The sequence below is a fragment of the Trichococcus collinsii genome, from assembly GCF_900107505.1.
Lineage (GTDB): Bacteria > Bacillota > Bacilli > Lactobacillales > Aerococcaceae > Trichococcus > Trichococcus collinsii.
Genome location: NZ_FNQH01000006.1, coordinates 20,712 through 35,037, shown reverse-complemented (window position 1 = coordinate 35,037; position 14,326 = coordinate 20,712). Strand labels below are relative to the sequence as shown.

Sequence of the window (14,326 nt, the reverse complement as noted above, 5' to 3'; positions counted from 1 at the left end):
CATGGCAATTGATGTACAAGCGATTGAAGAGCATATTAAGGGTATTTTGATTGCTTTAGGCGACAATCCCGAGAGAGAGGGCCTCAAGGATACGCCGAAACGTGTGGCCAAAATGTACGAGGACGTCTACAAAGGGATGTGCTACACGAACGACGAAATCGCTGAAATGCTGAACACCACTTTTGAGGATGACTTGGCCTTGGGAAATGCCGAAAATGACTTGGTTTTCATGAAGGATATAGAAATATTCAGCCACTGCGAGCATCATCTGGCGTTGATGTACAATATGAAGGTTGCGGTTGCCTATGTTCCCAAACAAAAAGTCATCGGCTTGAGCAAAATAGCCAGGATCGCCGATATGGCGGGTCGCAGGCTGCAGCTGCAGGAAAGGATCGGCAGCGACATCGCGGAGATTCTGGAGAACATCACCGAATCGGAAGATGTGGCAGTCATCATCCAAGGCGAGCACGGCTGCATGACCACGCGCGGCATCCAGAAACCGGGCGCAAAAACCATCACGACCACGCTGCGCGGACGCTTCAATACCGATCCGATGCTGAACAATAAGCTGATGATGCTCTATACGAAAGATAGTTCGAATCAGTTTGGGTAATGTTAGCCGGTGATGGGTGGTTGAGCGGAGGATAGAGGGGCGGACGGCTGAACGGGTCCTGATCTCCGGTGAGGGTTCTGTCACCGGAGGACAGCAACGATAGACGGCTCCAACTCCTGCGAAGACCGGTTAACAGGAGAAAGACGAGATAATCAAGATCGCATCTCCGTCCAAGGCAGCGTTCGCCGGAGGACAGAGTAACTTAGTCAATCATGAGCAAAAAACACAAGCATCCCGCCTCAATGTGTGAGCCGGAATACTTGTGTTTTTTGTTTTACCCTCTATGAAAAAAAGGCCAATCCCATTCTGCCGATCAGTTGTACCATTTCGATGATGACCACCAGACTGCCGATTTTGAACAGCCAAGCGTTCACGATGCCATCCGCGCTGCACAAGCCAAAGCGTATGCCGCCGGGAAGCGGATAAAATAGCTTCACGCGCTTGTGGTTCAGCATGTCAATCGCGATATGTGAAGCCATCGCAACCGCAAAATAAGGTACCAACAGCGGAGACAGAATATAGACCGCCATGCTCAGCAAGGCCAGTCCGAGTATGGAGTGAAGGAACGACCGATGCGGTTGTTCCTTTCCGAAGATGCAGATACCTAAGAAAATGACGGTTCCGAAAAAGATCCGGGAGTAGGAGCTGTTGCTTAAAATCGCGGAGAATATCCCGAGCGACCATCTGGACTCCGCAAATGCCAACAGCACTGATACCGCCAGGATCAAACCAAGAATCCAGTCCAGTGTCTGATGGGATTCCGAGGTGCTGACATCGATGTCGCTGATGACAGACCCGACAATCGCAACGCCCAGACAGATAAATAGTTCTTTCAGCGTGGAGGGTTGCGTAACCAGCAAGCTGGCAGCAGTACCTATCGCTACATGTGTTTTTCCAGTCATGTTGAATCCTTTCAAAAATAAAATAAGTAAGAACGTTTGTTCCTGCCGTTGTTATCATATCTGATTAAGGGTCAAAAAGAAACAAAAACCTTGCGAGCTGAGATGATTCACTTTCCGCCTGCTGATGTTCTGTTTTGTCTATCAAGCCTGTTCGGTTTTGTATGTTATCCAAAAAGTAAGTAAGATGGTACTCTTTTCTTAACAAATTTTAATAAACAGGGGGAACAGAAATGCCAAATCAACTATTCAAAGTAACATCGACCAGTTTGCACGAAAATTACCAGGTGATCAACAAAGCCAGGGGCAAGTCCATCGTGCTGGATGAACCGGAAGCATTCGGAGGTACAGACATCGGCCTGAGTCCAGTGGAGGCATTGCTTGCCGGATTGGGCAGTTGTAAAGCCATCGCCGGAAGAATGTTTGCGGAAAAGCTAGGCATCAAACTTCATGAACTTGAAGTTGAGGTGAGCGGGAACCTGAACACGGACGGATTTTTGGGCGACGAGAATGTCAAAATCGGTTTCACTGACATTCATGCGACCTACCGCGTCAAAGCCGATAATACCGAAGCGGAAATCAGCCATTTCGTGGAGTTTGTGGAATCACATTGCCCGGTCGGCGACACCTTGATCAACCCGGCCAGCATCAGCTTTGATACCACCATCATTTGAACAAATTAAACGGAAAAGTGCCCCAATCGATGCGCAATAAGCATCGTTCGGGGCACTTGTTTTTTTACTTTCAAGCGATAATGCAAGTCCTTAGTGTCCGCCGTGTCCGCTTGACAGCGAGCTGTTCGGATTTTCGAAAGCCAACCCGAGTGCATCGGAGACGGCTTCCATGATGCTGTTGCTGCTGAAGGTCGCGCCCGATACGGCATCGACTTCGACTGCTTGGGCGGTGATTATTTCCTCGATAACGGTGGTCCAAGCGCGGTAGAAAAATTGGTCATCGTCTTGTTTTGAGGTTTCGGTGATGTCGGTTATCAGTCCGTTCTGCACGGTCACCTCAACAACCGTTTCGCCGCGGAAGCCGGTGCCACTGCCTGTATATACGCCATCCGCATACTGTCCTGCGGCAACGCTGCTTGATGCGCTCTCCTCTGAACTGGCTGCAGCCGATTCCTGCTGGCTGGTATCAGCTTCAATCGATTCGCTTGTTGTGGAGGCTGTGGCCGTTTGTCCGGAAAGTGCATCGGCGACCGCATCCATGATCCCCACGCTGCTGTAAGTAGCGCCGGTAACGGCATCGACATCGGTATTTTGCGCTTCGATGATGTCGTCCGTGACCACGCTCCAACATCTCTCGAAGAAGGAATGGGTATCAGTGTTGGAGACGTCCTCGATATCGGTTATAAGGCCATTTTCAACAGTGACCGAAACCGTGACCAGCCCTTTGAACCCGCGCGCGCTGCCTTCGTAAGTGCCGTCCTGATACTGGCCGGTGCTTGCTACTGTGGAGGGCTGTGTGGTAGCTTCGGCAATCGTCGTTGTCGCTTGAGCGGATTCGAAGTCCATCGCGCTCACGGTAATCGTTCCGAGATAATTCAAGCCGACGATGCTTGTCGCGGCTACGGCTCCCAGAGTCTTGCTGTTCAATTCCATTCCCAGAAATTGCATATTGCAGTTTTTCATCGGGCAGCCGGTTACGCATTGGCCGCACTCGATGCATTCGCCGGAGCGGGATTTATCCGTTATGTAAAGCGGAATGGACATCGGGCAGTTTTGCGTGCAAAGGCTGCAGTTGCGGCAATTCTCTCTCGGCTTCTTGATCGTCAGCATGCGCGGCAGGGATATCAGGCTGAGGATGGCGCCGGTCGGGCACAAGTAGCGGCAGAAGAAGCGCGGCACAAAGAAGGACGCAACCAAGATGCCGATCAAAAGGACTGTCGCAATCAGGAAAGTGGTGAACAGCAGATCCAGGTTTTCCAAGGAGACCAAAATCCCGAAAGCATCCAAGGGATTGAGACCTTGCGGAATGGCGACGATCTGGAGAACCCAAACGAATAGGATGGAGAACAGCAGGAGAATGTATTTGAACAGCTTCAGTTTGCTGTCAGTTGACTCCCCGATCTGATGCGCCTTGATTTTCAAGCCGTTGCGGATGGATGTCAGCAAGTCTTCGAGACTGCCCATCGCGCAGATCCATCCGCAAAAGAAGCGGCCGAACAGGAGCGTGAGGGGATAGACGGACAGGACGACAACGAGGTCGAAGCTGTTCGCCTGCAGAGAAAAGCTGCCGGCGAGAAGCGCCATAACCAAGGCTTTTGTGCTCGAATAGATCTGGATGAAGAATCCGGGTAATAATAGGAAGCAGACGAACTGAACAATCCTCCTGACAAAATTGATTTTTTTGAACTGGCGCATTTTTCGTTTCAGTTTGTTTTTTCTTTTCGGATCCATGGTATCATACCTCTCTTTTCAGCATTTGAGTGAAACCTTCCGTGGCAAAAATTTCCCGGTTCGACAAGATGAACAGGGCGTGGCAACCCGTTTGGTTAGCCAATTTGGCGCCTTCATCGGGGCCGAGCACGAACAGGGCTGTCGACAGGGCATCCATATCGGTGGAGCGGTTGCCTATGACCGTCACGCTCAACAAGGAAGAATCAGCCGGACGACAAGTACGCGGGTCCAAAATATGATGGTACCTTTTCCCATCGCGGATGAAGAAGCGTTCGTTCACTCCTGACGTGACCATCGTTTGGTTGGCCAGTCCGACTGTTCCGATGAACAAGCCGCGCTTCGCCAATGGATTCTGGACGCCAATCTGCCAACGGTCACCGTTTTGTTTTTTCCCGATCGTTGCGATGTTGCCGCCGAAATTGATCAGGGCTGAGCTGCATCTGTTCTGAATGAGGTAGTCCCTGGCTCGATCTGCGGCATATCCTTTCGCGATGCCGCCCAGGTCGATCTGTTGGCCGGCTTTCTGCAGCATCGCCGTGCCGTTTTTTTGGTCCAGGATGAGGCCTTTGTAGTTGACGAGCTCCTGGAGCTGATGGAGGTTCCCGTCGTCAGGCACGAAATCTCCCTTTTTGCCGATTCCCCAAAGCGCGGTGGCGGGGCGGATGGTGATGTCAAACGCTCCTCGGGAAAGATTTGAAAAATCTTGTGCCCTTTTTAACATGAAAAAAGTCTCTTCATCGATCGCGACAGGCCGGATTCCTGCTTGCGCTGAAATTTCGGAAATCGCGCTTGAGGGCCGGAAGGCAGAAAATTTAGCTTCGATTGCTTCGCACAAGGCCCGGCAATCCTCCAACAGCGGCAGGCAATTCTCCTCTATCATAATCTGGTTGTAGGTACCGAAAGCTTGGAACGAAATCTGCATGGAATCACCATTTCTTTTGTATTTTCTTTCGCATGCATTCATTGTATGCCTCTAAGTATGACGATTCTCCGAAAAAAAGACGTAAAGTTGCGGGAAAAATGGAGCAGGGTATTTCATAGGGATAGAAATCCATACAAAAAATGAATATCGGAACCAACATAGTTTTGGTGTTGCTTTAAGGGCGTTGCCGAGAAATTATTGACATATTCTGGCAAAACTCTATTTTTATGCAAAATTAATAAGTAGTGGTAAAATGACCATAGGCTATAAAAAGGACGTAGTAAAAAAGGGTGACGAAATTTCCTTTTGGAATAAATGAAAACGCTTACTTTATGTATGGCGAGGAATACCTATAAGGAACAACTTCTCAGCTCACCATAACTTAAGCATATGAAAGGCGTGGCAGAGAATTGACATATTCAAAGCAAATTAACGAGAGGGAGTGAGACAGATGTTATGGACAATCGCGGTTGTAATATTGGTTTTATGGTTGCTTGGTTTCACCTTGCTACCGGCGGCTGGTTCGCTGATACACATTCTGTTGGTGATTGCGGTCATTCTGGTAGTAATGCAGTTGGTTAGCGGCAAAAAATTGTAATATTTCACAGTTTCAATGCAAAATTCAGAAAGAGTGATGACCGGAAAAGACAATAGGTTTGTTTTTCTGGTCATTGCGCTTTTTTATTTTATATTTTTTAAGGGAGGTGCCAATCAATGGAAATACATCTAAATGCTTACGCTACAGTTACAATTGTTGCTGTCTTTATAATTGCGATGATTACAATTATTGTGTTCCAACTTGAACTGAAAAAACTAAGGAATATTTACAGCTTTCGGATGAAGAAAGTACCTCTCAATGAGCAAGAAATTGAGAGGCATGTAAAGGATTTGGCTGATGAGCATTCGAATTTCATGACGAACAATATTCCCAATTGGCCTGTGCCAAGATTAGCTGAAAACTATAATTTTATTCTTTCCGTTTATAACGATTTGAGTTCAGATGTACAGCTAAATGAGCAGTTTTCTCCAGTCTCGGAATGGCTGCTTGACAATTTTTATTTTATTGAAGAACTGGTGGAAGAATTACGGAGAAGTTTATCAAAAAAATCATTTTCAAAACTGCCGGATTTAAGGGGTGGAGATTTCAAAAATTATCCAAGAATATTTGCGCTGATTATGGAACTGGTGACCCATACGGACGGTAAAATAAATGAAGAAAATTTATTGAAATATATGAAGGTATATCAGCAAGAGAACATTCTTTTTGACAGAGAGATATGGGCAATGCCTGTCGTGATGAAAATTGCGCTGATTGAGAATATACGGCATATCTGTGAGGAAATCCAAGAAACGCAGAACCAGCGACACAGAGCCGAAGAGATATTTGAAAGATGGAACAATGGCGAGAACATGGTTGGAATATGTGATTCAGTCAGAATAAGCATAAAAGAATTTGATGAAACCAATTTTTTATTTATAGCACATTTGTTATATTATCTCAGAAAATCGGGGAAAAATTACACCGATTGTTTAAATGTCATTGAAGAAACCCTTGAAAAGCAGGGAACAACCATTGAGAAATCCATCCGCAAGGAAAATGAGTTTCAATCATCAAATACAGTCTCAATGGGGAATTATATAACCAGTCTTAAATATTTTTCAACCTTGGAATGGGCAACTATTTTTGAGGAAATCAGCTTTGTCGGGAAAATACTGAAAGAGGATCCTGCAGAAATATATCCATTGATGGATATAGCCACAAGAAATTATTATAAAAGAAAAGTGGAGGAACTTTCAGCCATTTATGGTGTTTCAGAAACATATCTAGCGAAAGAAGCGATTGAACTGACTAAAAAGGCTTATCCAGAATTGAAAGATTCAGATGCTGAAAGTAGCGAATTTCAGAGAACCAATCATGTGGGCTACTATCTGATCGGCAAGGGGACAGAAATTTTAGGCGAAAAGCTGGGTGGAAGCAGCAAAATAATTCCAAAAATAGGGAAAATATTCAAGAAAAATCTAGGGCTGCTGTACTTCGCCACAACGAGTTTAATATTGGTGACAATTATTTGGGCAACGGTTCGGTATACAGTTTCAAATGCATCACAAAACACAATTCTGATTGCAGTCATTGCTGGCTTGGCAGTTTTGATACCTTCTTCAGAAATAGCGTTAGGTGCAGCAAATCATTTTTTCGGCAGCCGGTTAGGGCCTGCATTTTTCCCAAAACTGGAATTGAAGAATGGAATACCTGAAGATATGGGGACGATTATTGTTGTGCCGGCAATTCTTCCTGATGAGAAAAGGGTTGAAGAACTCCTGGGAAATCTGGAAAGACATTATCTGTTAAATAAGGAAAACCATTTATATTTTGCGTTATTAGGGTGTTTTAGAGATGGGGACTCTCCAGTTGAAGCAGATGATTTGAAAATAATTGAAAAGGCAATAAATGGCATAAAGGAGCTAAATCTAAAATATAGCGATCCTATAACTGAAAGGTTTTATTTTTTCCATAGAAACAGATACTTCAGTAAAGAGAATAATAAATGGATTGGTTGGGAAAGAAAAAGGGGCGCATTGCTTGAGTTTAACGATATGATCCTTGGTTCGAAAGAAACGTCGATTGTTTATGCTTCGCCAGCTTTCCCAACCTCTAAAAACATTAAATATGTGATAACGCTGGATAGTGATACCATACTGCCCATGGATGCTGCCAAAAAAATGATCGGCATAATGGCACATCCTTTGAATAGACCTGTAATTGATAAAGAGAAAGGGATTGTAACGGAAGGATACGGCATTCTGCAGCCTAAAATTGATGTTGAAATGGAAAGCACCAACGCCACTTTCTTCTCGAGAATATTTACTGGGCAAAAATATGCAGATCCTTATGCTGAAGCTGAATTCGACATCTACCAGGATATTTTTGGTGAAGGGATATTTACAGGAAAAGGAATATATGATTTGGAGGTGTTCCAAACCCTTTTGAAAGACACTTTCCCTGAAAATGCCATCTTGAGCCACGACCTTCTGGAAGGATCTTATTTGAGGGCGGCACTTGTTTCAGATGTGAGGTTAGTGGATTCATTTCCCGCAACATACAATTCCTTTGTTAAGAGGGAGTACCGTTGGGTCAGAGGCGACTGGCAGTTGCTTCCGTTTATCTTCGGTAAAAACCAGCTTTCAGCATTATCAAGATGGAAAATGATGGACAATCTGAGAAGAAGTTTGGTAGCGCCAAGCTTGATTGCTTTGCTTACCCTAGCACTGACCGTACTGCCAGGCAGCAAAATGTATTGGATAGGTTTGTATGTGCTGACCTTGGCGGTGTACCTTATTTCCAATGTAGTGGGAAGTTCAACAAGATATTTGAGGTCGAACCGACAAAGCCAGCGAATAAGGACAAAAAAGTACTTGCCGACAATTGTAGGAATCAAAGCAACCTTTTACCAGGCAGCCCTAAAACTCATTTTTTTACCGTATCAGGCCTATTTGATCATACGTGCAGTACTGGTTACACTTTGGCGCGTTTTGATAACCAAAAAAGACTTGCTTGAATGGGTAACTTCGGCAGCTGAGGAAAGGAAAAACAACAATTCATTAAAAAGCTATATATGGGAAATGCAGTCTTCAATCTGGATAGGACTGGCCGTTTTTCTTTTGGCGTTATCCTTTCAATCGGAAGCAATTATTTTTAGCTTCCTGTTTTTTGTTCTGTCGTTGAGTGCGCCTTATATAGCTTATGCGATCAGTCAGAACAAGTCAGAAAAGCCATGCACCCTCACCAAAGACCAGCTTTTCGAAATCAGCAGGATTGCAAGGAAAACCTGGCGCTATTTTGAGGAATTTGCAAATGCTGAGAACAACTATCTTGCCCCGGACAACTATCAAGAAGATTCCCCTAACGGCATTGCTCATAGAACCTCACCAACCAACATCAGCCTGGGATTGATGGCTATCCTTACAGCCCGGGATTTTGGATACATCGGAACAAAAGAAATGATAGAGAAAGTCTCAAATACGATCACATCGATTGAAAAAATGGAAAAATGGAATGGACATTTGTATAACTGGTATGATACGCAATCATTGCGACCCTTGCTGCCCAAATATATTTCCACTGCCGACAGCGGTAATTTAGTAGGCTACTTGATAACTTTGTCTGAAGGTTTAAAGGGGTATCTTAAGATGCCGCTAACTGACCTGCAATTGCTACAGGGAATCAGGGATACCCTGTACAATGGTGGGGAAGATGGAATGGCTATTTATCAATCACTTGGATTTGAACAAATTCAATCAATCGACATTTTCTCATGGAACAGGATTGTGAGGGATTTTTCTACGGGAGAAAAATTTGATGGCATGACAAATGAATCCTGGAAATTTAAAATCAAAGAAATGTTAGTGATGATCAATGATGAGCGGCTACAGTTTATGCCAACTATTGATTTGATTGAAAAACTTCCGGACAGTCTGTCTGTTGGTTGCTTCTCACATTACCAAAATGACTTTGAAGAGATTACTGCTCTTTTGAAGAACAATCCGAGTTTAGAGGATTTGCCGGATGTTTATGCTAATTCGGAAGCTATCATCGGGAAAATTATGTTAGACATGGAGCAGTTTGAAAAAGAATGCCCTGAAGACCTGGGTTTCCTTTCTGAATTACGACAGAGTTTCTCTGCATCCCTTGATGCTGTAAGTAGCTTTTTATCGGATTATGAAGAATTGATTGGCAGAGTAGTTGTCCTCTCAGAAAACACGAAATTTTTACCATTGTATGACGAGAAAAAACAATTATTCTCTATTGGCTTTGATTTGGATGTAGGGGAATTGACGGACTCCTATTATGACCTTCTTGCTTCTGAGGCTCGCCAAGCAAGCTATATAAGCATAGCAAGAGATGAAATACCTTCTGAACATTGGCTCAAATTGAGCAGGTCCTTAACAGTGGATGACGGTTACAAGGGGCTAGCATCCTGGTCCGGGACAATGTTCGAATACCTTATGCCGGTTTTGATCATGAAGAGCTACAAAAATACGATGTTGGACGAAACCTATAATTTTGTCATTCGGAGCCAGAAAAAATACGGCAAACAGAATAATATACCTTGGGGAATATCCGAATCCGGTTTTAATGACACAGATGTGAATTTAAGTTATCAGTATAAGGCTTTCGGAGTGCCCTGGCTTGGGTTGAAAAGAGGCCTGATGGAAGATACGGTGGTATCACCCTACTCAACATTGTTAGCCCTCCAGATAGACCCCGAAAGTGCAGCCCAAAACATCGCATACCTTAAGGAGGAGGGGTTGGAAGGAGCTTATGGTTTTTATGAAGCAGCTGACTACACACCTGACAGGCTACTGATTGATGATGAGCGAAGCATCATCCGAGAATTCATGGCCCACCACCAAGGTATGGGTTTCATGGCTATAAACAATTTTTTGCATGATTTTATCATGCAAAAACGTTTTTTCGAAAACCCTGCCATGTATGCTTCCCGGTTTTTACTTCAAGAGCCGATTCCATCGGCTGTTTATAACTTTAATTTGAAAACGAAACCTAAGAAAATTAAAATTGACAAAAGTAAGGTGTATAAAGACAGCAGACTTACAAGGACCTTTAGGACTGCCGATCCTGTTTTGCCGAAAGTCCATCTTCTCTCAAATGGTAATTATTCCGTTATGATCACGGATAGAGGGACCGGATACAGTAGCTGCAACGACATAGCGATCACGAGATGGAGAGAGGACAATGCAGCGGACAAGTACGGAATGTTCTTCTACATCAAAAATGTAGCCACAAATAAAGTGTGGTCTCCCGCTTATGCACCGCTGTACAAAATCCCTGAAAAATATGAAGTGGTTTTTACAAACGACAAAGCCGTTTTCAAACGAAGAGATGGAGATATCCATACGCAAACTGAGGTTATCGTTGTTCCAAAGGAAAATGTTGAAATCAGAAAAATGACTTTGGGAAATGCCGGAGACAGTACGTGTGATATAGAAGTCACAAGTTACTTTGAGGTCGTGATGACCACACAAAATGAAGATATTGCGCACCCTGCATTTCATAAACTTTTCAAGGAAACAGAGATTCTTAAAGACCTGAATGGCATCATTGCCACCAATCGGCCAAGGTCTTCCACTGATAAAAAACTATGGACTGCTAATTTTGCCGTGATTGAAGGGGAAACCATAGGGGACATGCAATTCGAAACCGACAGGATGCAGTTTATCGGACGAAACCGTGATTTAGCATCCCCGGCAGCCATGGATGATGACATACTTCTTTCAGGAACAGAGGGAACTGTACTCGATCCAGTCATGAGTCTGAGACTGAAAGGAAGAATACTTCCAGGAAAGTCTTTGCAGATATCCTATGTCACTGCATTCAGCGCAACCAGAGAAGAGTTGTTGCTCTTAATAGAGAAATATTCCCAGAATGAATTCATCGACCGGGGGTTCACTCTAGCACACACAAGCGGGCACCTTGAAGCAGCATACCTGGACATAGAACCTTCTCAACTGGAAATTTACCAAAATATGACTTCTAGCATCTTGTTCAATAGCCCTTCCAGAAGGAAATTCCAGGGATTGATCGAAAAGAACACATTGGGGCAGTCTTCACTATGGCGCTTCGGCATTTCCGGAGACGATCCGGTTGTATTGTTGGTCATAAACAGTACCGATGGGATTAGGCTGCTCGATCAACTTTTAGAAGCCCACGAGTATTGGATGTACAAAAAGTTAAAAGTAGATCTGATCATACTGTGTGAGGAAGTTAACAGTTATGATCTCCCGCTGCATGCATCTATCATCGAGACGTTAAATTCAAGCCATATCCATCAATTGGTAGGGAAATCAGGGGGTGTGTACATAATTGACAAAAGCAAAACGAGTCCAGAGGAAATCTACCTTCTATATGCCGTGGCGAGAATGATAATAAGAGGTGATGGCGGAAACTTGAGTGAGCAAACAGAAGAAACACGTGGAAGAGACTCGGAAAAGCAAAGAGAAATTGCATATTCCAAATCAAGCAGCGAATATATCAGTCATGCTTCTGAAAAACCTGATCTCCTGTATCCAAATGGACTCGGCGGATTCACTGAAGATGGTAGGGAGTATGTTATTCGAATTGAAAAAGACCAAACTACCCCGGCTCCTTGGATTAATGTGATCTCAAATCCCAAGTTTGGTTTTACCGTCTCTGAATCTGGAGCAGGGTATACTTGGTACGGAAACAGCCGCGAAAACAAACTGTCCACATGGTCCAATGATCCAGTCAGTGACGATCCAGGTGAGATTTTGTATCTCAGAGATGATGATACTGGAGAATCATGGACAGTAACACCTTCACCTATCAGAGGAAAAGAAGCATATGAAATAAGACATGGGTTTGGTTATACAGAATTTAGGCATGCCAGCCACGGAATTGAACAGAAATTGGTCCAATTTGTTCCTGAAGATGAAAGCATTAAAATCAGCATTTTAACACTTTCGAATTCATCCAACGAACAGAGAAACCTGTCTCTGATCTACTATGTGAGACAGGTTATGGGTGTAACAGACCAAGTTACCGCGATGCACATAAAAACAAGCTCAAATGCTGCCGGGGTCCTGTTGATGGAAAATCCTTACCATGATGAATATAAAGAAAAAATTGGTTTCATGGACATTTCGTTGGAAAACAGAAGTGTTACAGGAAACCGGGTAGAGTTTATGGGCTCAGGGAGTCTAGCCAATCCTGAATGCTTGAGAAAAGAAAAGCTTACGGGAACGGTTGGAATTGGTTATGATCCGTGTGCGGCTATGCAAGTCAATGTGTCACTGAATCAAATGGAGGAAAAGGATATCGTACTCACTTTTGGTGCGGCTGAAACAATTGATGAGGTGGATCAACTTGCGGATAAATACAGGAATGTACAAGAATCGTATCGGGCGCTGACAGTTGTAAAAGAATCCTGGAAAGAAAAACTTGAAGGGATTCAGGTTACGACCCCTGATATGTCAATGGATCTTATGCTGAATGGGTGGCTTCAATACCAAACCCTTTCCTGCCGACTTTGGGCGCGTTCGGCATTTTATCAGTCCAGCGGTGCGTATGGGTTCAGAGATCAGCTTCAAGATTCTTTGGCTGTCGTTCACATGAGCCCTGAAATTGCGAGAAAACAGATTCTTCTTCATGCAGCGCATCAGTTTGTGGAAGGGGATGTACAACACTGGTGGCATGAGCCTAGCGGGAAAGGCGTTCGTACCCGATTCAGTGATGATCTTCTTTGGCTTCCTTATGTGACCATGGAATATGTGGACATAACGGGGGATAAAGGAATATTAAAATCGGAATTGCCGTATCTGGAAAGCGACTTGCTTGAAAATGGGGAACAGGAGAAATATGGAAATCCTTCCATTTCGAATAGGTCTGCTACATTATTTGGACATTGTATCGCAGCCATAGAGAAAAGTTTGAAATTTGGAAATCACGGACTGCCGTTGATGGGCTCAGGTGATTGGAATGACGGTATGAATATGGTTGGGAATAAAGGGGCAGGGGAGAGTGTATGGCTGGGCTGGTTTTTGGTGAGTGTGCTTAAAAAAATCATTCCAGTATGCATTGAGATGGGAGAATCAGAAATTTCAGAAAAATACTTCAATATAATGAATCAGATTACTGAATCTATTGAGAGGTCCGCTTGGGATGGCAACTGGTATATCAGAGCCTATTTTGACAATGGCATGCCTCTGGGTTCGGCAGAAAATAGCGAATGTAAGATTGATTCAATTGCTCAAACTTGGGCGATCCTTTCTGAAGCGGGGAATCCGGAAAGAGTCAGACAGGCGATGAAATCGGTTGAAGATTACCTCATCACCAGAGAAGATGGGGTGATTAAACTTCTTACTCCACCCTTTGACACAAGCGAAATGGAGCCCGGGTATATTAAGGGGTACAGTCCAGGTGTCCGGGAAAATGGCGGGCAATACACGCATGCAGCCGCATGGGTCATCATTGCATTCGCCAAACTTGGCGACGGAGACAAGGCTCATGAGCTGTATGAGCTCATTAATCCCATTAATAATGCAAGAAACCAGAGGGAATGTTCTACATATAAAGTTGAGCCGTATGTGATGGCTGCTGATGTTTATGCTGTCCACCCTCATTCTGGGCGAGGCGGGTGGACGTGGTATACAGGATCGGGAGGATGGATGTACAAGGCTGGGTTAGAATCTATATTGGGGTTCCAAAAACTCGGGAATAAGCTGGTAATCGATCCATGCATCCCTCAAAAATGGCCAGAATACACGATAAGGTACAAATATTTTGAGTCCATCTATAACATAAAAGTCAAAAATCCTGAAGGCATCAACAAGGGCGTGAAGACGATAAGCGAAGGAAGCGAAACGCGTGAAGGAAACATTTTAGAATTGGTCAATGATGGAAAAGTGCACGATATTGAAGTGTTGATGGGGAAATAGGTAAAACGGTTCGTGA

Annotated in this window: 7 protein-coding genes; 4 read left to right on the top strand and 3 right to left on the bottom strand. The window is 44.2% G+C overall.

The window, feature by feature from the left end; all coding sequences use genetic code 11:
- Position 1: 1 nt before the first annotated feature.
- Positions 2-613 (top strand): GTP cyclohydrolase I FolE, encoded by a 612-nt coding sequence (gene folE / locus BLV66_RS12420; RefSeq protein ID WP_086986446.1) that lies wholly within the window; start codon positions 2-4, stop codon positions 611-613.
- Between the two features lie 281 nt (positions 614-894).
- Here the strand turns inward: folE and BLV66_RS12415 are convergent, their stop codons facing one another.
- Complete coding sequence (locus tag BLV66_RS12415; protein ID WP_086986447.1) at positions 895-1,515, bottom strand: metal-dependent hydrolase; 621 nt, start codon at positions 1,513-1,515, stop codon at positions 895-897.
- Between the two features lie 230 nt (positions 1,516-1,745).
- Here BLV66_RS12415 and BLV66_RS12410 point away from each other — a divergent pair, with 230 nt between their 5' ends.
- Positions 1,746-2,186: an OsmC family protein gene (locus BLV66_RS12410; protein ID WP_086986448.1), complete on the top strand. Its 441-nt coding sequence runs from the start codon at positions 1,746-1,748 to the stop codon at positions 2,184-2,186.
- A 90-nt stretch (positions 2,187-2,276) separates the two neighbouring features.
- On the opposite strand, the gene BLV66_RS12405 is transcribed toward BLV66_RS12410, so the two are convergent.
- Both BLV66_RS12405 and BLV66_RS12400 read right to left on the bottom strand, forming a co-directional pair.
- The gene (locus BLV66_RS12405) at positions 2,277-3,917 is read right to left on the bottom strand and encodes an FMN-binding protein (RefSeq protein ID WP_086986449.1); all 1,641 of its coding nucleotides are present in this window, start codon (positions 3,915-3,917) and stop codon (positions 2,277-2,279) included.
- Positions 3,918-3,921: 4 nt separating this feature from the next.
- Positions 3,922-4,881: an FAD:protein FMN transferase gene (locus BLV66_RS12400; protein WP_086986450.1), complete on the bottom strand. Its 960-nt coding sequence runs from the start codon at positions 4,879-4,881 to the stop codon at positions 3,922-3,924.
- Positions 4,882-5,290: 409 nt separating this feature from the next.
- On the opposite strand from BLV66_RS12400, the gene BLV66_RS15465 reads away from it, so the two are divergent.
- Both BLV66_RS15465 and BLV66_RS12395 read left to right on the top strand, forming a co-directional pair.
- Positions 5,291-5,437: a lmo0937 family membrane protein gene (locus tag BLV66_RS15465; RefSeq protein WP_143033135.1), complete on the top strand. Its 147-nt coding sequence runs from the start codon at positions 5,291-5,293 to the stop codon at positions 5,435-5,437.
- A gap of 116 nt (positions 5,438-5,553) precedes the next feature.
- A complete protein-coding gene (locus BLV66_RS12395; protein ID WP_086986451.1) occupies positions 5,554-14,310 on the top strand; it encodes a glycoside hydrolase family 94 protein in 8,757 nt (2,918 codons plus the stop codon).
- The last annotated feature ends 16 nt before the right edge of the window (positions 14,311-14,326 follow it).

What these genes read in the sequence shown, in the direction of transcription:
- BLV66_RS12415 (WP_086986447.1), bottom strand. Translation starts at nt 1,515, where the DNA reads ATGACTGGAAAAACACATGTAGCGATAGGTACTGCTGCCAGCTTGCTG.
- folE (WP_086986446.1), top strand. Translation starts at nt 2, where the DNA reads ATGGCAATTGATGTACAAGCGATTGAAGAGCATATTAAGGGTATTTTG.
- BLV66_RS12410 (WP_086986448.1), top strand. Translation starts at nt 1,746, where the DNA reads ATGCCAAATCAACTATTCAAAGTAACATCGACCAGTTTGCACGAAAAT.
- BLV66_RS12405 (WP_086986449.1), bottom strand. Translation starts at nt 3,917, where the DNA reads ATGGATCCGAAAAGAAAAAACAAACTGAAACGAAAAATGCGCCAGTTC.
- BLV66_RS12400 (WP_086986450.1), bottom strand. Translation starts at nt 4,881, where the DNA reads ATGAATGCATGCGAAAGAAAATACAAAAGAAATGGTGATTCCATGCAG.
- BLV66_RS12395 (WP_086986451.1), top strand. Translation starts at nt 5,554, where the DNA reads ATGGAAATACATCTAAATGCTTACGCTACAGTTACAATTGTTGCTGTC.
- BLV66_RS15465 (WP_143033135.1), top strand. Translation starts at nt 5,291, where the DNA reads ATGTTATGGACAATCGCGGTTGTAATATTGGTTTTATGGTTGCTTGGT.